The 19,116-nt window shown below is 68.3% G+C and carries 20 protein-coding genes; 13 read left to right on the top strand and 7 right to left on the bottom strand.

The window, feature by feature from the left end:
- Positions 1-855, top strand: an 855-nt coding sequence (locus AAG801_RS03395) for an MFS transporter (protein ID WP_341887160.1), incomplete at its 5' end; no start/stop codon positions are given.
- Between the two features lie 67 nt (positions 856-922).
- Positions 923-1,285, top strand: a complete 363-nt coding sequence (locus tag AAG801_RS03390; RefSeq protein ID WP_341887159.1) for a DUF1428 domain-containing protein — start codon at positions 923-925, stop codon at positions 1,283-1,285.
- Positions 1,286-1,291: 6 nt separating this feature from the next.
- On the opposite strand, the gene AAG801_RS03385 is transcribed toward AAG801_RS03390, so the two are convergent.
- The gene (locus AAG801_RS03385) at positions 1,292-2,050 is read right to left on the bottom strand and encodes a sulfite exporter TauE/SafE family protein (protein ID WP_341887158.1); all 759 of its coding nucleotides are present in this window, start codon (positions 2,048-2,050) and stop codon (positions 1,292-1,294) included.
- Positions 2,051-2,225: 175 nt separating this feature from the next.
- Between AAG801_RS03385 and AAG801_RS03380 the strand changes: the two genes are divergently transcribed.
- The 4 genes from AAG801_RS03380 (at position 2,226) to AAG801_RS03365 (ending at position 6,193) form a co-directional block, all read left to right on the top strand.
- Positions 2,226-3,008 (top strand): FadR/GntR family transcriptional regulator, encoded by a 783-nt coding sequence (locus AAG801_RS03380; protein WP_099792756.1) that lies wholly within the window; start codon positions 2,226-2,228, stop codon positions 3,006-3,008.
- A gap of 117 nt (positions 3,009-3,125) precedes the next feature.
- Entirely contained in the window at positions 3,126-4,538 is a 1,413-nt protein-coding gene (locus AAG801_RS03375; protein ID WP_341887157.1) for an amidase family protein, read from the top strand.
- A gap of 48 nt (positions 4,539-4,586) precedes the next feature.
- The gene (locus AAG801_RS03370; RefSeq protein WP_341887156.1) at positions 4,587-5,591 is read left to right on the top strand and encodes a Bug family tripartite tricarboxylate transporter substrate binding protein; all 1,005 of its coding nucleotides are present in this window, start codon (positions 4,587-4,589) and stop codon (positions 5,589-5,591) included.
- A gap of 134 nt (positions 5,592-5,725) precedes the next feature.
- Positions 5,726-6,193, top strand: a complete 468-nt coding sequence (locus tag AAG801_RS03365) for a DoxX family protein (protein ID WP_341887155.1) — start codon at positions 5,726-5,728, stop codon at positions 6,191-6,193.
- 1 nt (position 6,194) lies between these two features.
- On the opposite strand, the gene AAG801_RS03360 is transcribed toward AAG801_RS03365, so the two are convergent.
- Positions 6,195-6,908: a Crp/Fnr family transcriptional regulator gene (locus tag AAG801_RS03360; RefSeq protein WP_341887154.1), complete on the bottom strand. Its 714-nt coding sequence runs from the start codon at positions 6,906-6,908 to the stop codon at positions 6,195-6,197.
- A 55-nt stretch (positions 6,909-6,963) separates the two neighbouring features.
- Here AAG801_RS03360 and AAG801_RS03355 point away from each other — a divergent pair, with 55 nt between their 5' ends.
- Both AAG801_RS03355 and AAG801_RS03350 read left to right on the top strand, forming a co-directional pair.
- On the top strand, positions 6,964-8,622 hold the full coding sequence (locus AAG801_RS03355) for an adenylate/guanylate cyclase domain-containing protein (RefSeq protein WP_341887153.1): 1,659 nt from the start codon (positions 6,964-6,966) through the stop codon (positions 8,620-8,622).
- A 120-nt stretch (positions 8,623-8,742) separates the two neighbouring features.
- On the top strand, positions 8,743-9,075 hold the full coding sequence (locus AAG801_RS03350) for an alpha/beta hydrolase (protein WP_341887152.1): 333 nt from the start codon (positions 8,743-8,745) through the stop codon (positions 9,073-9,075).
- Here the strand turns inward: AAG801_RS03350 and rtcA are convergent, their stop codons facing one another.
- From rtcA to AAG801_RS03325, 5 genes are all read right to left on the bottom strand, one after another.
- Positions 9,076-10,179, bottom strand: a complete 1,104-nt coding sequence (gene rtcA / locus AAG801_RS03345) for an RNA 3'-terminal phosphate cyclase (protein WP_341887151.1) — start codon at positions 10,177-10,179, stop codon at positions 9,076-9,078.
- Between the two features lie 23 nt (positions 10,180-10,202).
- On the bottom strand, positions 10,203-10,556 hold the full coding sequence (locus AAG801_RS03340) for a zinc-ribbon domain-containing protein (protein ID WP_101488697.1): 354 nt from the start codon (positions 10,554-10,556) through the stop codon (positions 10,203-10,205).
- A gap of 26 nt (positions 10,557-10,582) precedes the next feature.
- Entirely contained in the window at positions 10,583-11,173 is a 591-nt protein-coding gene (locus AAG801_RS03335) for a hypothetical protein (RefSeq protein ID WP_341887150.1), read from the bottom strand.
- Between the two features lie 4 nt (positions 11,174-11,177).
- A complete protein-coding gene (locus AAG801_RS03330) occupies positions 11,178-12,398 on the bottom strand; it encodes an RtcB family protein (RefSeq protein WP_101488696.1) in 1,221 nt (406 codons plus the stop codon).
- 299 nt (positions 12,399-12,697) lie between these two features.
- Positions 12,698-13,849, bottom strand: coding sequence for a slipin family protein (locus AAG801_RS03325; protein WP_341887149.1), 1,152 nt, complete (start codon positions 13,847-13,849; stop codon positions 12,698-12,700).
- A 693-nt stretch (positions 13,850-14,542) separates the two neighbouring features.
- Here AAG801_RS03325 and rtcR point away from each other — a divergent pair.
- From rtcR to AAG801_RS03300, 5 genes are read left to right on the top strand one after another with little or no spacing between them, the layout of a single operon-like run.
- On the top strand, positions 14,543-16,165 hold the full coding sequence (rtcR, locus tag AAG801_RS03320; RefSeq protein WP_341887148.1) for an RNA repair transcriptional activator RtcR: 1,623 nt from the start codon (positions 14,543-14,545) through the stop codon (positions 16,163-16,165).
- A 23-nt stretch (positions 16,166-16,188) separates the two neighbouring features.
- Positions 16,189-16,728, top strand: coding sequence for a 2'-5' RNA ligase family protein (locus tag AAG801_RS03315; RefSeq protein ID WP_341887147.1), 540 nt, complete (start codon positions 16,189-16,191; stop codon positions 16,726-16,728).
- Positions 16,725-17,282: an exonuclease gene (locus AAG801_RS03310; RefSeq protein WP_341887146.1), complete on the top strand. Its 558-nt coding sequence runs from the start codon at positions 16,725-16,727 to the stop codon at positions 17,280-17,282. The genes AAG801_RS03315 and AAG801_RS03310 overlap by 4 nt, the downstream gene beginning before the upstream one ends.
- Positions 17,279-18,145: an alpha/beta hydrolase gene (locus AAG801_RS03305; protein WP_341887145.1), complete on the top strand. Its 867-nt coding sequence runs from the start codon at positions 17,279-17,281 to the stop codon at positions 18,143-18,145. The genes AAG801_RS03310 and AAG801_RS03305 overlap by 4 nt, the downstream gene beginning before the upstream one ends.
- Positions 18,142-19,092 carry an ornithine cyclodeaminase family protein gene (locus AAG801_RS03300; RefSeq protein ID WP_341887144.1) on the top strand — a complete coding sequence of 317 codons (951 nt, stop codon included), beginning with the start codon at positions 18,142-18,144 and terminating at the stop codon, positions 19,090-19,092. The genes AAG801_RS03305 and AAG801_RS03300 overlap by 4 nt, the downstream gene beginning before the upstream one ends.
- The last annotated feature ends 24 nt before the right edge of the window (positions 19,093-19,116 follow it).

Genomic DNA, 19,116 nt, shown 5'->3' with positions numbered 1-19,116 from the left:
GTCACCGCGTCGCTGATGCTCGCGGTGTACGGCGTGGTCAACGGCAACGAAGCGGGCTGGGGCTCCACGCAGACGATCAGCCTGCTCGGCGCGGCCGTGGTGCTGCTGGCGGCTTTCATCGCCATCGAGTCGCGCGTGAAGCATCCGCTGATGCCGCTGGGCCTGTTCAAGCTGCGCAGCGTGTCGGTGGCCAACGTGGTGGGCGTGCTGTGGGCCGCGGCCATGTTCGCGTGGTTCTTCATCTCGGCGCTGTACATGCAGCTGGTGCTGCAGTACACGCCGATGCAGATCGGGCTGGCCTTCCTGCCGGCCAACGTGATCATGGCGGTGTTCTCGCTCGGCCTGTCGGCCAAGATCGTGATGCGCTTCGGCATCCGCAAGCCGCTGGCGGCGGGCCTGTGGCTCGCGGCCATCGGGCTGGCGCTGTTCGCGCGCGCGCCGGTCAACGGCAGCTTCGTGCTCGACGTGCTGCCCGGCATGGTGCTGCTCGGCCTGGGCGCGGGCATGGCCTTCAACCCGGTGCTGCTGGCAGCCATGAGCGAGGTCGACCCGTCCGACTCGGGCCTGGCCTCGGGCGTGGTCAACACCGCCTTCATGATGGGCGGCGCCCTGGGCCTGGCCGTGCTGGCCAGCGCCGCGGCGGCACGCACCACCGCCATGGCCACTGCGGGCGCGGCGATGCCGCTGGCGCTCAACGGTGGCTACAACCTGGCATTCCTTGTCGGCGCCGTGTTCGCGGCAGCGGCGGGTCTGATCGGGGTCTTGCTGCTTCGCCCGGCCTCGCCGGGACACACCCACAACAACAACGAAGCAGCGTCGGCCTCGGGCGCGGCGGGCAAGACGGCGTCGTCGTGACGACGGCGCCATGCAGCCCCCGCTTTTTCTTTTTCAACGTTTCTATCCCCTATTCAGGAGAACAGACATGGCTCGTTATGTAGACGGATTCATCGTCGCCATTCCCACCAAGAACGTCGAGGCCTACCGCAAGCTGGCACGCAAGGCCGGCAAGGTCTGGATGGAGTACGGCGCGCTCGAGTACGTGGAGTGCATCGCCGACGACGTGAAGCCCGGCAAGCTCACGTCGTTCCCTCAAAGCGTGAAGCTCAAGGCCGATGAGACCGTGGCCTTCTCGTGGATCACCTACAAGTCGCGCAAGCACCGCGACACGATCAACGCCAAGGTCATGGCCGACCCGCGCCTGGAGGCCATGATGGACATGAAGAACCTGCCGTTCGACGGCAAACGCATGATCTTCGGCGGCTTCAAATCGATCGTCGAACTCTGAAGTCTCTCAGGCCAGGAAGCCGTCGTAGACGAGCTTGAGGCCGGTAAGCAGCATGCCCAGGTACACGAAGCGATAGAACCACGTCGCATCGATGCGGCGTGCAATGCGGATGCCGATCCACACGCCCAGCGGTGCGATCGGCATCAGCATGAGCGAGGTGGCGAGCGTGCGAAAGTCGAGCAGGCCGAGCCACGCGTAGGGAATCCACTTGCTGAGATTCACCACGAAGAAGAAGTAGGCCATCGTTGCCGTGAACACCACCGGCTTGAGCCGCAGCGGGATCACGTAGGCATTGATCGGCGGCCCGCCCGCATGCGCGATGAAGCTGGTGAAGCCCGACACCGCCGTCAGCACCGCACCCACCGCGCGCGACGGCAGCGGGTCGTTCGGCTTGGGCGGGAACGCCAGGCGCTGCGCCAGAAACACCAGCGTGAACACGCCCACGATGCCCGCCACCGTGTGGGCCGAGAGCACGCGAAACAGCAGCGTGCCGATCACCGTGCCGACCAGCCCGAACGGAATCAAAAACTTCAGCAGCGAGCGGTCGAAGTCGCGCCGGAACGCGGCCAGACCGAGCAGGTCCATGAGCAGCAACAGCGGCATCAGGATGGCCGCCGCCTGCGGCACGGTGACGGCCAGCGCCATCATCGGCACGGCCAGCGATCCGAATCCGGCGCCGAAGCCGCTCTTGCTGATGCCGAGCAGCAGCACGGCGGGAACGGCGACCGCGTAGAACGACGGGTCGGTGATGACGGGAAAAACCATGGGGAAAGTGCGAGCGCAGAAAAAAGCCCGCCAGGGGCAGGCGGGCCGTCCGGGAGCGTAGCAGGAAGCCCGAATTTCTGCCGACGGCCCACCCGGAACGGGCCTCGCGGGACAACCCGCTTGACAGCGTTTTCCATATTTATGACATTTATGATCATAAATACCCGAAACGCAGATGCCCCCATCCCAACCCAAGCCTTCGCTCACGCGCGACAAGCGCGTGAAGCGTTCCGACCAGGTGGTCGACAACATCAAGCGCTGGGTCGTCCAGACCCAGCAGCAGGTCGGCAACAAGCTGCCGCAGGAGAAAGAGCTGATCGAGCAGCTCGGCGTGTCGCGCGGCACGGTGCGCGAGGCGCTGGCCGCGCTGCAGGTGCAGGGGCTGGTCGCGATCAGCACCGGCCCCAATGGCGGCGCCACGCTCACGCAGGCCTCGTACGAGCAGTGCCTGCAGGCGGTGTCGAACTTCCTGTACTTCCAGCCGGTCGACATCACGATGCTGTACGCGCTGCGGCGCGTGGTCGAGCCTGAGCTGGCCGCCAACGTGGCCACGCGCCTCACCGAGGCTGATCTGGCCGCGCTGGAGGCGCTGATCGGCCACAGCCACCCGGCGCACGGCGGCAGCGACGACTGGAACGAGCGCCGCGAGGCCGACCTGCTCTTTCACGACCGCCTCACCGAAGCCTGCAGCAGCCCCTTTCTCGCGCTGGTCTGCCGCCTGCTCAACGACGTGATCCGCCGCGTGATCATCGTGCGCAACGCGCTCACGGAGTTCGACCAGTTCGACGAGGAAATGGTGCACAGCCACACCGACCTGCTCGACGCGCTGCGCGCCCGCGACCCCGTGCGCGCGCGCGAGGTCATGCGCGTGCACATGGAACACGCTGAAGCCCTGGCCCTCGAAGCCGAATCCCGCGTCGACCGCGGCAGCCTGCTCATGAAGAAACCGACCGGCTGACGCCTGCGCGGCGCGCGCTGATCCGCCGCCGCCCGCTTCCCCTGCTCTCTATTGCCTTCACCCCGGTTGCGCCGGGGTGCGGGGTTTCCTTTGCCTGAACTTTCTCAAAGACCACCCATGACTTCATCCCCCGCCCTCTGGCAGCGCAGCGCCACTGACATCGCCAACGCCGTGCGCCGCCGCGAGGTGTCCTGCCGCGAAGTGACGACCAGCGTGCTCGCACGCATCGCCGAACTCAACCCGCGCCTCAATGCCCTGGCCGAGGTGCTGGCCGACGAGGCCCTGGCCAGCGCCGACGCCGCCGACGCACGCACCCTGCGCGGCGACGCACTCGGCCCGCTGCATGGCGTGCCGGTCAGCATCAAGGTCAACGTGGACCAGGCCGGCCACGCCACCACCAATGGCGTGATCCCGCTGAAGGACCACATCGCCCGCGAAGACGCGCCGGTGGTGGCGCACTGGCGCAGCGCGGGCGCCGTCATCGTGGGCCGCAGCAACACCGCGACCTACTCGTCGCGGTGGTTCACCGACAACGGCGTGCACGGCCGCACGCTGAACCCGTGGGACGCGGCCGTCACGCCCGGCGGCTCCAGCGGCGGCGCGGCCTCCGCGGTGGCCAGCGGCATGGGCGCGCTGGCGCACGGCAACGACATCGGCGGCTCGATCCGCTACCCCGCGTATGCCTGCGGCGTGGCCGGCCTGCGCCCCACGGCCGGCCGCGTGCCGGCCTTCAACCCGAGCGCGACGAGCGAGCGCGGTATCACGCCGCAGCTCATGTCGGTGCAGGGGCCGCTGGCGCGCAGCATCGCCGACCTGCGCCTGGGCTACGAAGCCATGGCACGCCCCGACGCGCGCGACCCGAACTGGGTGCCGATGCCGCACGACCTGCCGCGCCCCACCGGCCCGATCCGCGTGGCACTGTTCAAGCGCACGCCGGGCATCCCGGTCGACCCGGCCGTCACGCAGGCCCTGGACGACGCCGCGCGCTGGCTGCAGCAGGCGGGCTACGAGGTCAACGAAGCCGAGCTGCCCTTCTTCCACGAGGCCGCCGCCCTGTGGCGCACGCTGACCGTGGACGACAGCCGCCGCAACATCATCGCGGGCGTCGAGCAGCACGGCGACGACACCATGCGGCGCAGCCAGCGCTACATGCTCGAAGGCATGGCCGAGACCGACCGCGACGGCTTTCTCGACGCGCTCGCGCGGCGCCAGGCGCTGCTGCGCAGCTGGTCGGTGTTCATGCAGACCCACCCGCTGGTGCTGATGCCCGTGTCGTGGCAGCGCCCCTGCCCGCAGGACGAAGACATCGCCAGCCTCGAACGCGCGCGCGCCCTCATCGATGCCCAGAGCCCGCTGCTCGCGACCGCCGCGCTGGGCATGCCCGGCCTCGCGGTGCCCACCGGTATGGCCGGCGGCGCGCCCATCGGCGTGCAACTGCTCGCCTGGCGCTTCCGCGAAGACCTGCTGCTGGAGGCCGGCCAGGTGCTCGAAGACGCGGCCCGCTTCACGCCGCTGGTCGCACAGCCCTGAGCTTTCTGTCGGTTCCCCCTACTTATTCCAACCACCCGGAGACTTTCGATGAACCCCTTCTCTTTCCCCACCGGCCCCGCACTCTCACGGCGTGGCCTCATCCGCGCGGCAGCGGCCACGGGCCTGGGCGGCCTGCTGCCGTACGGCGCGAACGCGCAGCCAGCGGTCAACCGCCTGATCGTGCCCTTCCCACCCGGCGGCCCGGCCGACTTCATGGGCCGGCTGCTGTCTGAAAAGCTCAAGGACGAACTCGGCCGCCCCGTCATGGTCGACAACCGCCCCGGCGCCGGCACGCGCCTGGCGGCCGAGGTGCTGAAGAACGCACCCGCCGACGGCACCACCATGCTGCTGGCGCCGGTCGACCCGATGTTCATCGGCCCCGCCATCTACGCCAACATGCGCTTCAACCCGGCCACCGACTTCAAGCCCGTGAGCGACGTGAGCGGCATCCAGTTCGGCCTGGCCGTGAGCGCCACGTCGCCGGTGAAGACGCTGGCCCAGTTCGTCCAGGCCGCCAAGGCCAACCCCGACCAGGGCTCGATCGGCATCACCACCGTGGGCTCGCTGCTGCACTTCCTGGCGATGGACTTCGTGGCCCTGTCGCGCAGCGGCGCCACCCTGGTGCCCTACCGCGGCGGCGCGGCCATGGTCACCGAGCTGATCGGCGGCCAGGTGGCCTCGGGCATGGACGCCACCACCACCCTCACCGAGTACCACCGCGCGGGCAAGCTGCGCGTGCTGGCCGTGGCCGGCGACAAGCGTGCCGACGGCCTGCCCGACGTGCCGACCTTCGCCGAGTCGGGCTACCCGACGCTGGTGGCCTCGTCGCGCTACGTGCTCTACGCCCACGCGAACACGGCACCTGCCACGCTGGCGCAGTGGAACCGGGCCGTGCGCAAGGTGCTCGCCATGCCCGACGTGCGCGAAAAGCTCGGCCGCGTGGGCTACGACCTGCTGCCCGGTGCCTCGAGCGAAGAGGTGGTGCGCTACACCGACGCGCTGGCCGCACGCTGGCTGCCGGTGATCAAGGCCTCGGGCTACAAGGGCGACTGACGCAGGGCAGCGGCGAACCCGATCGCCAAAAAGTGTGCGTAAACGCACCGACGCGCGGCGGACGGCTCGCCACACTGGCATGGCAACCGCCGCAGTCCGTGGCGGGCTTCTTCCTTTTCACTCAAGGATTCGCCATGAACACCCAGGCAGCTCCCCTCGCCTCCGCCGCTTCGGCGTCTTCTTCGTTCCTTGCCACGCCGGCTGCCCGCGACGACGCCGGCAAGCTGGTGCTGCGCGTGTCGGTCGGCGTGCTGATGCTGCTGCACGGCATCTTCAAGCTCTCGGCCGGCGTCGGCTTCATCGGCGGCATGCTGGCCAAGGCCGGCCTGCCGGGCGGGCTGGCCTACCTCGTGTTCGTGGGCGAAATCGTCGCGCCGCTGCTGATGATCGCGGGCGTCTGGACGCGCGCGGCCGCCGCCGTGGTCGTGATCAACATGCTCGTGGCCTTCGGTCTCGTGCACATGGCCGACCTGTTCGCGCTGACCAAGCAAGGCGGCTGGGCGCTGGAACTGCAGGGCCTGTACCTGTTCGGCGCGCTGAGCGTGGCGCTGATGGGCGCTGGCCGCCTGAGCGTCGCCGGACCCAACGGCCGCTGGAACTGATCTAGTCCCCGCGCACCTGCGACACCATCTGCGCGAGGCGCTCGGCATCGGCCACCACCAGCGCCTTGCCGTCCTTGCGCAGCACGCCGCTGCGCACCAGCGTGTTGAGTTCGCGGGTCACCTGCTCGCGGTTGGTGCTGATCTGGCTGGCCAACGCCGCGTGCTTGGGCGCGGGCTCCAGCCGGGCCTCGTTGCCGCCGATGCCCGCCTCGCGCGCCAGGCGCAGCAGCTCGGCATGCAGGCGGTTCTGCACGCCGAGCGTGCTCAGGTCGATCACCCGTTCCGACAGCTGCCGCACCAGCGCGGCCAGCCGCTGCATTACGCGCTCGGCCACGAGCGGCTCTTCGCGCAGCAGCGCCAGGAAGGCGGCGCGGTCCAGGCTGGCGACCACGCAGGGTTCGAGCGTGACCACGTCGGCCGAACGCGGCCCGCCGTCCAAAGCGGCGATGTCGCCGAAATGCGCGCCGGCTTCCGAATCGCGGAAGGTCACCTGCCGGCCGTTGGCCGCATAGGTCGTCACGCGCACGCGGCCCGACACCAACAGGAACACCTCGCCCTGCAGGTCGGCACGCAGCATCAGCGGCTTGCCGGCCGCCACGCTGTGCCACAGGCACTGGCGCGCCAGATGGTCGAAGCGATCGTCGGACAGGCCTTCGAGCAGCGCGATGCGGCGCAGCGCGAGGCTGGAGCGGGGGGTGGGTTCGGGTAGGGCCATGCCGGTGGTCATTGAGGCGCGCGCATTATGCTCGGGTGCCGCTTCGAACCCGTTCATGGACAGACGTTCCCCACCTCCCGCTTTTTCACTGAGGACGCCGACACGGCGCAACCTCCGCTGGGCGAGCGGGCTGGTGCTGATGGCCTACATCACGGCGCACCTGCTGAACCATTCGCTGGGCATCGTCTCCTTCGCTGCGGCCGAGACCGTGCTGCGCGGCGTGCAGAAGTTCTGGCACAGCCTGCCCGGCACGCTGCTGCTGTACGGCGCCGCCGTCACCCACCTCGCGCTGGCTGTGGCCGCCCTGTGGGAGCGCCGCACCCTGCGCATGCCCCCGCTCGAAGCCTTGCGCGTGCTGCTGGGCTTTGCGCTGCCGCTGCTGCTGGCCACCCACCTCACCGCCATGCGCGGCGCCTACCTGGCCTATGGCATCGAGGGCTCGTACGTGCGCGTGGTCTGGGGCCTGTGGGACCTGGCCGGCGCGGGCGCGCAACTGGGCATGATGCTCGCCGCCTGGGCCCACGGCTGCCTCGGCCTGCACTTCGCGCTGCGCGTGCGCCCGCTCTACCGGCGCCTGTTCGCGCCGCTGCTCGCCATCGCCGTGCTGCTGCCGGTGACCGCCGCGATGGGCTTCGTCTCGATGGGGCGTGAGTTCCAGTGGACCGGCGTGCCGCCCGTCACCTTGCCAACGCCCGAACAGGGCCGCGCGCTCAACGCCGCCGAAACGAACCTCAAGCTCTACTACGCACTGGCGCTGCTGGCCCTGCTCGCGGCCTACGCGGCGCGCAGCAGACTCGCCCGACGCGCCAGCGGTGCCACCGTCGCGCTGCGCTACCCCGACCGCACCGTGCACGTGCCGCCCGGCTGGAGCGTGCTCGAAGCCAGCCGCTCGCACGGCATCGCGCACGTGTCGATCTGCGGCGGGCGCGCGCGCTGCTCCACCTGCCGCGTGCGCGTGAGCGGCGCGCCCGAACACATCGGCACGCCGGGCCGCGACGAGCAGCGCACGCTCGATCGCGTGCGCGCCCCGCACGACGTGCGGCTGGCCTGCCAACTGCGCCCGCGCGGCAGCATCGAGGTGACGCCGCTGTTCGCGCCGCTGCCACGCGAGGGCCGGCCGGCGCCGGTCGGCCGCTTCGGGCACGAGCGCGACGTGGCGATTTTGTTCGTCGACCTGCGGCGCTGGTCGGGCCTGTCGGAGCGGCAGTGGCCCTTCGACCTCGCCTACGTGCTCGACCGCTACTTCGCCATCGTGGGTGCCGCCGTGCGCGAGAGCGGCGGCGTGCCCAACCAGTTCATCGGCGACAGCGTGATGGCCATCTTCGGCCTCGAGAGCGACCTGCCCACCGCCTGCCGCCAGGCACTGCGCGCCACCGAGCTCATCGGCGAGCGCATGGAGGCGTGGAACGTCGACTTCCAGGCCCAGTTCGGCCAGCAGCTGGACTTCGGCATGGGCCTGCACGCCGGGCGCGCGGCCGTCGGCGAGGTCGGCTACCTCGAGACCACCACCTTCACCGCCATCGGCGAGGTGGTCAACACCGCGAGCCGCCTGCAGGACCATTCCAAGACCGCCTCGGCGCGGCTCGTGGTCTCGCAGTTCGCGGCGCAACAGGCCGGTGCCGAAGAGACGCTGGGGCCGGTCGACACGCTGAACGTGCGCGGGCGCTCCGAGCCGCTGACCGTGATGTATTCGCGCGCTGCACAAACGCCCTGAGCGTCTTCACCTGCCGGATTCGGTGCGCAAACGCACAGCGCCTTCCGCGATGCGGTTTCACACTGCAGCTTGTGGCAACGACGACTGTCCGCCGCCCACAGACTCAAGGGAAAACGCATCATGAACAGCAAGCAACTCCTCGCCATTTCCGCCGCCGCTTTCGCCCTGCTGGGCACCGCCGGTGCGGCCCACGCCGAAACCTACGAAGGCGTGCACGCCATCACCTCGGCCGCCACCCGTGCCGACGTGCGCACCGAAGCCGTCGCCGCTGCGCGCAATGGCAATGTGTACTCCGATGCTGCCGCCGAAGGCACCGTCGCCGTGACCTCCACCGTCGACCGTCAGGCCGTGCGCGCCGAAGCCGTTGCCACCGCACGCAGCGGCAACATCTACTCCGACGCCGCCGACCTGGAGCGGACTTCCGTGAGCGTCACGCGCCAGGCCGGCCTGTAATCACGACGCCACCTGCACCCGCGCCGCGCGCGGGCCTGCAGCTTCTTCAGTGATCGTGAAGCGCACCGGCAGGAAGCGCTCGATCACCTCGCAGTTCGTGCGCGTGTGCGGCGTCACTTCGCTGCAGGTGAACGCGCCCGACTGGCCCGGCTGCCGGAACACCGCGAGCGCCAGCAACAGCGCGAGTTGGTCGGCCAGGTGCGGCCCCACGGCCGCGTCCTCGTGCTTCTGGAACGCGCGCACCTCTTTCACGAGGCCGTGCGCCACCTGCTCCGCGCTCAGCGTCTTCTCGCCGAAGGCCGTGAACACCTCGGTGAGGTGCGCGTAGGCCAGCGTCACCAGCAGCGCATTGCCCGGGCCCTCGTTCTGGCGCGTCGGCACCGTGCGCAGCTGCTCGGCCTGCGCCGACCAGCCCATCGCCGCCCCCACCGTTTCGAGTTCGCGCGCCGCCACATGCCGCGGCAGGCCGGGCGCCAGGCACTCCGCATGGCCCGCCAGCAGCTCACCGCGCGAGAGCAGATCAAACGCTTGCAGCCGCGCGCCTTCCGCCGCCGGCACGATCGTCGCGTCGACCTCGCCGCCACCCGCCGGATAGAAGCCGCAACGGCGCAGCTCGAGCTGCAGATCGCCACCGAAGCGGCGCACCAGCGGCGCGAAGGCACGCTCCAGAAAATGGAACGGCGGCGCCATCGGGTTGTGCGTGCCGCCGCTCAGCCGCAGCCGACTGACCTGGCCCGCGGGTTGCAGCAGCAGCGGCGGCAGCACGGTCTGCAGCACCAGCATGCAGCTGCCCGCACCGGCGATCGCGAAGCGGTAGTCGCCCGCGCGCACCGGCCCTGGCACGAAGCGCAGCGACTGCGAACCCAGCTCGGCACCTTCGACCTGCGCGCCGCTGATCTCCGCGGCTGCATGCACGCACGCGAGGTGCTGGCGCATCAGGCCCGGCTTGGCGCGGCCCGCGCGGATCTTCTCGATGGTGAGCGGGCGGCCCGTGACCATCGACAGCGCGAGGCCGGTGCGCAGGATCTGGCCGCCGCCTTCGCCTTGGGAGCCGTCGAGTTCGACGGCATCGAGCGCTCGTTGTTCTTCTTGTGCTTCCGTCATCGGGACACGTCTTTCTTTCTTGTTCAGTCGTTTGTCGTTGTTCTTGTGCGCGGCGTTCCGAGCCGGCATGCGCGACAGCGCACCGCCGTGCTGTGGATGCTGCCGAGCGCCACCTCGTACCACCACTTCTGCTGCTTGGCCGTCCACACCTCTTGCGCTCCGCAATCGCGGCAGGTGAACGCCTTGTCGACGTAGAAGGTGGGCAGCGGGCCGTAGGTGTTGTTGTGCGCGGCCAGCAAGGCCGTGTCGGCGGCGACCATGCCTTCGGCACGCAGCAGGCGTGCATCGGCCTGGCGCTGCTGCAATGCCACGGCACGCGCGGCGCGGTCGAGGCGGTGCGCCTTGATTTCGGCGCGGCGTTGTTTGTTGCTTTTCATAGTCAGACCTCGCGCCGGGATATCGTTCACCGACGCCTTATTGCACTCATCCTCTCCAGAGCTTCATGCGCAACGATTTGCTCATTGGCCATGACAGCCGCTTGTGCCAATGAACTCAGCGCTATGGAGTCAACAAAATCCAAGATGTTCTCCATCTGCTCGGGCTCTTGACGTGCACAAATCTCTTCGTTACTCCATTGCTGTAGGAGCTGCGTGATACCTGTGTGCGTCAGATCGCACAGCTCAGAATAGTTCGCCCGATGAAAAGCAGACAAGATGCCAGGAGGGAGCTCATCTGCGACTTCCATTGCAATCACGAGGTCTTTCTGAGGCGGTGGACGCCCTCCTGAAAGAAAGGCGGCGACCGCCTCATCGCTAGCCGCTCGGCTTAGCCACATCCCCCGGATGTAAGCATCCCAAGCACAGCGCAAAAGCGCGGTTGCAGGCGCAATGAGACCCTCCCGATAAAGGCGAAAAACTGCGGCTTGGTGTTGCCACACGACGTAGTAGCAAGTTGCAGCGAACTCACTTCGACCATCTCTGACAACGCCAATTCCGTCGAACTTCGATGCAATCCAATCCGCTATCTCTCGGCTCTTTTCCAGTCGTTCGTTCATTTTTTCAACCCTTCACGCAAACCACCTGCTTGAGCGTGTAAACCACCTCCACCAGGTCCTTCTGCGCATCCATCACCGCGTCGATGTCCTTGTAGGCCATCGGGATCTCGTCGATCACGTCGGCGTCCTTGCGGCATTCGACGCCTTCGGTCGCGGCGATCTGGTCGGCGACGGTGAAGAGCTTCTTGGCCTTCGTCCGGCTCATCTTTCGACCGGCGCCGTGGCTGCAGCTCATGAAGCTCTCGGGGTTGCCCTTGCCGCGCACGATGTAGCTCTTGGCGCCCATGCTGCCGGGGATGATCCCCAGCTCGCCGAGCTTCGCGCTCACCGCGCCCTTGCGGGTCACGAGCACGTCTTGCCCGAAGTGCGTCTCGCGGCTCACGTAGTTGTGGTGGCAGTTCACCGCTTCCACGTGGGCCTCGAAAGGCTTGGTGATGACCTTGCGCGCGGCCGCGACCACGCGCTGCATCATCACTTCGCGGTTCGCCCGTGCGAACTTCTGGGCCCAGCCCACCGCACGCACGTAGTCGCCGAAGTACTGGGCGCCTTCCTCGAAGTACGCCAGGTCCTGATCGGGCAGGTTGCGCTGGTGCAGTTCGGCGTCCTTCTTCGCGAGTTCGATGAAGTGCGTACCGATGGCGTTGCCCACGCCGCGCGAACCCGAGTGCAGCATGAACCACACGGCGCCCGCTTCATCGAGGCACACCTCGATGAAGTGGTTGCCGGTACCCAGCGTTCCCAGGTGCTTGTGGTTGTTCGTGTTCTTGATGCGCGGGTAGTCCTCGCAGATCAGGTCGAACTCGTCCACCAGCTTCGCCCAGGCGGCGTCGGTTTCATCGGGCGGCGTTTCCCACGAACCCTTGTCGCGGCCCATGCGCTTGGGGTTGCTTCCGTGCGGCACGGCCTTCTCGATCGCCGAACGCAGCGGGCCCAGGTTGTCGGGCAGGTCGCGCGCGTTGAGCGTGGTCTTGCAGGCCATCATTCCGCAGCCGATGTCCACGCCGACCGCGGCGGGGATGATGGCCTTGAAGGTCGGGATCACCGAACCCACGGTCGCACCGATGCCGTAGTGCACGTCGGGCATGGCCGCGATGTGCTTGAACACGATGGGCAGGCGCGCGGCGTTCTCGAGCTGCTTCTGCGCCTCGTCTTCCACGGGCACGCCGTTCGTCCACATCTTCACGGGGACGCCGTTGGCGACTTCATGTACTTTGTAGTTCGTCATTTTTCTTTCTCTCTCTTTGTCTATCTATTCTTGCAATCAACTGGTGGACACGACGGGATTCGAACCCGCATCAATACGGCGACCGTGGTGTTTGAATCCAGCGGCCCAGTCGACGATTGGAAACGCGCGCCAGTGACAGACCCGTCATCGGAGCCAGCACCTGCATCCTCAACCTTGCTCGTCAACCGACTTGCCCGCCGTACCTGGTCTTACCCAGGCTGCCGGCAATTTCAAACATTTTTGGCAGTGGCGCTCCCTTCTGTGCCTGCGTGCCCGTGTCTCTTTCTTTCCTCTGTCGCTCAGGAACCATTCGGCCGCAGCGTCACGAGTCCGTTGAGCACCTGGTCCAGGCCGCCGATCACCGAGATCTTGTCGATGCGCTCGGCCACGCGTTCCAGCGTCTCGAGTTCCTTCATGCGCAAGGCGACGGGGTTGCCCTCCATCACCTTCGCGGTGTTCAGCAGCGAGCGCGTGGCCGCGGTTTCCTCGCGGCGGCGGATCACGTTGGCCTGGGCCGACTTCTCGGCCTCCACCACCTGCGCGAGGATGGTCTTCATCTCGCCCGGCAGGATGATGTCCTTCACGCCCACGCTCTCCAGCACCAGGCCCGAACCCTCGAGCCGCTCACGCACCTGCGCCAGCACCGTCTGGTCGATGGCGGACTTGTTCTCCAGCAGGGCGTCGAGCGTCTGCTCGCCCACCGCCGCGCGCAGACCGAACTGCAGCTCGCGGTACACATGCTCGGCCGGCTTGGGCATCTGCGCCAGGGCCTGCCGCACATCGGCGAAACGCCACACTGCCGACAGGTTCAGCCGCAGCCCCACCTTGTCGCGGGTGAGTATTTCCTGGCCGCTCACTTCGGCGATCTGCGAACGCAGGTCCACGCTGGTCACGGCCACCTGCCGGTTGAAGCGCCAGAAGCCGTGGTTGCCCGGGGGCAGCAGCGCCTGCATCTGGCCTTCGAGGGTCAGCACGCCGGCGTGGAACTCGGGCACCTGCACCAGCAGCACGCCTTCGAGCCCCTGCACCGCACGCGGACGCAGCGCCACGCTCTGCAGCTTGGCCAGCAGCTCGGCCGGCAGGCGTGCATCGGCGGCCACGTCGATCACGTCGACGCGCTGCTCGCGCAGGCCGCGCCAGTAGAGCTTGCGGGTGGCGGGCGGCAGGATCTGCACCAGCACGCCGTCTTCATGGCGCAGGCCGACCTCGGTCTCGCCCAGCGACACCTGCACGAACTCGCGCTGCACCAGCTGCGGCTCACGCGCCAGGAAGTAGTCGGCCAGCTCGTGGTCGAAGGCCGGCTCGGCCAGCGAGAAGCGCTCGAGCTGCACGGTGTCGAAACCCGTGAACACGCGGTGCTTGCCGGCGGCGTACAGGCCCTCGAAGTCGCCGTTGCGCAGCAGCAGCACGCGCTCGTTCTTCTTCACGGTGAATGGGGTGAATCCCAGCATTTTTTCTTCCTCTCTCTTCTTCTTCGTTGCAGTTGTCGTTTGTTGTTCGACTGCGTTTCAATATCAGGCATAGGGGCCCACGAAGGGCAAGCGGCGGGCACCGTGGTTTGCGAGGTCAGCAACACAGCGGTCGACGGGTCGGTGCGGTGGCTGCGCCATCGCCTCCTTCTGCGTCGATGGCTGCATGCGGTTCCTTGCAGAATGCGCGATGCGCAAGCCGCCTGCACTGGCACGGTGTCGCTCGGCCGGGCCCTGCCCTGCGCCTCGCTCCGGTGTGCCGGGGCGGTGGGGCTTTCGCCCCCATCAAAGCGGCGGTGCGAACACCGCCGAAGGTTGTTTGCGGGAATCGAACCCGCCACGCCGCGTGGTTAGCGCAGTGCTCCACCATGAGCAGACTGGAACAAGTCCAGTGACCAACGCAGTTCAACAGCGGCATGCCGCGGACCCAAGAACAGGTCTGGCCTGCGGCACCGGGCCGCTGGGATGCGGCACCTGGGAGCGGATGAACTGCATCCGGACCCTTTCTCTATTGCAGCGAGCGTGCCAACTTGCTCGCAGCTCGGAAGAAAACAGGGCGCCGGCGATGCAAGTCATTGACCGGAAAGGGAAATTTCTTCTTCGCTGCGTGTGACACGGCATTGATCTCTTGCTAGCATTCCAATAATTCCTAGAAATTCAGCTAGTCTTTTATCCATGAAGCCCATCGTCGTCATCGGATTCCTCGGCACCCAGCTCGATGCCGGCCAGGGCGCGGGCCGCTGGAACAAGTGGCGCCCCACGGTCTCGCTGGCGCAGCACGACGACATGGTGGTCGCGCGCATAGAGCTGCTGCACACGCGCAAGCACACGGCGCTGGCCGAGGTGGTGAAGGCCGACATCGCCGCCGTGTCGCCCGAGACCACGGTCAACCTCGTGCCCTTCGACCTCGAAGACCCGTGGGACTTCGGCGAGGTCTACACGCGCCTGTACGACTGGGCGCGCGCCTACCCCTTCCAGCCGGAGCGCGAGCAGTACTGGACGCACATCACCACGGGCACGCACGTGGCGCAGATCTGCATGTTCCTGCTGTCGGAATCGCGCGTGGTGCCGGGCGTGCTGGCGCAGACCTCGCCGCCGCGCAAGCAGCGCCAGGGCGACGCCGGCAAGGTCGCGCTGATCGACCTTGACCTGTCGCGCTACGACCCGATTGCGCGCCGCTTCGACGCCGACCAGCGCGACGCGGTCGCATTTTTGAAGAGCGGCATCGCCACGCGCAATGCGCGCTTCAACGCGCTCATCGACGAGATCGAGCGCGTGGCCGTGCGCTCGCGCGCGCCGATCCTGCTCGTGGGGCCGACGGGTGCGGGCAAGTCGTTCCTGGCGCGCCGCATGTTCGAGCTGAAGCAGGCGCGCCACCAGGTGACGGGGCCGTTCGTCGAGGTGAACTGCGCCACGCTGCGCGGCGACGGCGCGGCGTCCACGCTGTTCGGGCACAAGAAGGGCTCTTTCACCGGCGCGGCGAGCGACCGCGCGGGGCTGCTGCGCACCGCGCACCAAGGCGCGCTGTTTCTCGACGAGATCGGCGAACTCGGCCTCGATGAACAGGCAATGCTGCTCAAGGCCATCGAGGAAAAGCGCTTCTTCCCCGTGGGCGCCGACAAGGAAGTGGAGAGCGACTTCCAGCTCATCGCCGGCACCCACCGCGACCTGCGCCGCGACGTGGCGCAAGGGCGCTTTCGCGAAGACCTGTTCGCGCGCATCAACCTCTGGACCTACGACCTGCCCGGCCTCGCGCAGCGGCCCGAAGACATCGAGCCCAACCTCGACCACCTGCTGGCCCTGCACGCGGCCGAGAACCACCGCGTGGTGCGCTTCAACGCCGAGGCGCGCACGGCCTACCTGCGCTTTGCGCAAAGCAGCGAGGCGCTCTGGCGCGGCAACTTCCGCGACCTGTCGGCGAGCGTGACGCGGCTCGCGACGCTGGCCGATGGGGGGCGCATTGCGGTCGCGCTGGTCGAAGCGGAAATCGCGCGGCTGCGCTGGCTGTGGAAGCACGAGGGCACGGGTACAGCATCGGTGGCGGCGGGCGATGAGGTCGACCTGGAAGCCCTGCTCGGCAAAGAGAAGTTCGCCGCGCTCGACCTGTTCGATCGCCTGCAGCTCGAAGCGGTGGTGCGCGTGTGCCGGCCGGCGCGCAGCTTGTCGGAGGCGGGGCGGCAGTTGTTCCAGGCCTCGCGGACGCAGCGCAGCGTGGTGAACGATGCGGACCGGCTGCGCAAGTACCTGGCCAAGATGGGGCTGGACTGGGCGCGCGTTTCAGCCGATGCGCGCCCCTGAGGGCGTGGGCTATCCTCCGCCCAATGCCCATCTCCGCATTCGCCGTGAAGGTTCCCGCAGCCGAACCCATCGCCGCAGACCTTCGCCGCCGTTTTGATCCCACCGTGGCGCTCGGCGTTCCCGCCCACATCACGCTGCTCGTGCCCTTCATGGACCCCGCGCTGATTACCGACGAGGTGCTCGCTCGCGCGCGGCGCGTGCTGCAACTCACGGCGTCGTTCTCCTTTGCGCTCGGCAAGGTCGGACGCTTTCCCGAGACCGCCTACCTGGCACCGGAGCCCGCCGCGCCGTTCATCGAGATGACGCGTGCGCTGGTGAAGGAGTTTCCCGAGTTCCCGCCGTACGACGGCCTGCATGACGACATCGTTCCGCATCTGTCGGTGGCGCATGGCAACGCGCTGCATGCGCAGGAGGCCGCCATCGAGCTGCAAGCGCGGCTGCTTGCGTTGGGCCCGGTGCAGGCGCGCTGCACGGAGATCGCGCTCATCGAGAACGCGTCGGGGCAGTGGTTGGACCTGCATGTCTTCGCGCTCGCGGAGCCCGCGACGAGTCTTCGCCCATGACCGAGATCTACATCAGCACCGACGTCGAAACCGACGGCCCCATTCCCGGCCCGCACTCGATGCTCAGCTTCGGCTCGGCCGCCTACACGGCCGACAAGCAGCTGGTGTCCACCTTCAGCGCCAACCTGCACACACTGCCCGGCGCCGAGGCCGACCCGAAGACGGCTGCCTGGTGGCAGACCCAGCCCGAGGCCTGGGCCGCGTGCCGCACCGACCTGCAAGACCCGACGCATGCCATGAAGAACTACGTCGCGTGGCTCAAGGGTTTGAAGGTGCGGCCGGTGTTCGTGGCGTACCCGGCGGGCTTCGACTTCCTGTTCGTCTACTGGTACCTGATGCGCTTTGCGGGCGAGAGCCCGTTCAGTCATTCGGCGCTCGACATGAAGAGCTTCGCGATGGCCCTGCTGAAGATCGGCTACCGCGACAGCACCAAGCGCGCAATGCCGCGCCGCTGGTTCGACGCCGGGCTGCCGCACACGCACGTGGCGCTGGACGATGCCATCGAGCAAGGCGCGCTCTTCTGCAACATGCTCGCCGAAAGCCGGCAGGCATGACCACGACCTCGCCTGCTCGTCGCTGGTGGCAGCTGCCCTTCGCCGCCCTGCCGCTCTTCCTGCTCGGCGGCTGCGTGCAGTCGATGTTCTATTACCCCGACCGCGTGCGCTACGAAACGCCCGACGCGCTGGGCCTGCGCTACGAGAACGTGCACTTCACCAGCGCCGACGGCACGCGCCTGAGCGGCTGGTTCATTCCCGCCGCGGGCCGGCCGGACCCCAAAGCGGCCAAGGGCACCGTGGTGCACTTCCATGGCAATGCACAGAACATGAGCAGCCACTGGCGCTTCGTGGCGTGGCTGCCCGCGCAGGACTACAACGTGTTCGTGTTCGACTACCGCGGCTATGGTGAATCGGACGGCGCGCCCGAACCCCGCGGCGTGTTCGAGGATTCGAACGCCGCGCTCGACCATGTGCGCGCCCGCGCGGATGTCGATGCGTCGCGGCTGTTCGTCTTCGGGCAGAGCCTGGGCGGCACGAACGCGATCGCGGCCGTGGGGTCGGGCAACCGGGCCGGCGTGAAGGCGGTGGCGATCGAGTCGACCTTCTATTCGTACCGCTCCATCGCCAACGACAAGCTGCCGGGCGCCGGCCTGCTGGTGCACGACGACTACGGGGCCTCGAAGTTCGTCGCGGCCATCGCGCCGATTCCACTGTTGCTGATCCACGGCACGGCCGATGCGGTGATTCCGCACCACCACTCGCAGCGCCTGCTGGCCGATGCGAAAGAACCCAAGCAACTGATCGAGGTGCCGGGCGCCGGCCACCTCGAACCGATGGCGGCGCCGCGCTTCGCCGCGACGTACCGACAAGCCCTCACCACCTTCTTCGACAGCGCTCCGGCGCTGCCTTCCCGCCCATGAAACATTTCGATGAAGCCACCACCGGCACGCCCCTGACCTTCGAGCGGCTCGTGCCCGCGCTGCGCGCCGCCTTCGCGGCCGAGGCGCAGGTGCCGCCGCGCCACGTGCACAGCATCGAGACCGGCGGCGACGCGGCCACGCGCGGCACGGTGCTGATCATGCCGGCGTGGAGCGACGCGGGCTTTCTGGGCATCAAGACGATCAACATCTTTCCGGGCAACGGCGCGCGCGGCCTGCCCGGGCTGCACGCGACCTACGTGCTGTACGACGCGCGCACCGGCGTGCCGCTGGCGATGATGGACGGCAACGAGATCACGGCGCGCCGCACGGCAGCCGCATCGGCGCTGGGCGCTTCGTTCCTGGCCCGCACCGATGCGCGCAAGCTGCTGGTGCTGGGCACCGGCCGCATCGCGCGCATGCTGCCCGCCGCGCACGCGAGCGTGCGCCCCATCGACGAGGTGTGGGTGTGGAACCACCGGCCCGAAGGCGCCGAGGCGCTGGCCGAGCAATGGCGTGCCGAAGGCTGGAATGCACAAGCGGCCGGCACCGACCTCGAAGCGGCCGTGCGCAGTGCTGACATCGTGAGCTGCGCGACGCTGGCGACCACGCCGCTGGTGCGCGGCGAATGGCTTGCGCCGGGCGCGCACCTCGACCTGATCGGCAGCTTCACGCCCGCGATGCGCGAAGCCGATGTGCAATGTTTCGACGGCACGCGCACCTTCATCGACACGCCCGAGGCGCTGCAGAAGGCCGGCGACCTGCTCGACGCGATCGCCGCCGGCACCTTGCGCGCCGACGCGGTGCAGGGCACGCTCGCCGAGCTGTGCCGCGGCGCGCGGCCCGGGCGCACCGGCGATGCCGAGCGCACGGTGTTCAAGGCCGTGGGCAGCGCGCTCGAAGACCTGAGCGCGGCCACGCTGGTGTGGCAGGCCCGCGCGAATCCTTGAGGCTCGCACTGCCCGCCACGGCCA

It is taken from the genome of Variovorax sp. YR752, from assembly GCF_943372545.1.
The sequence above is the reverse complement of the archived record's forward strand: the minus strand, read 5'-3'. Positions and strand labels throughout refer to the sequence as shown.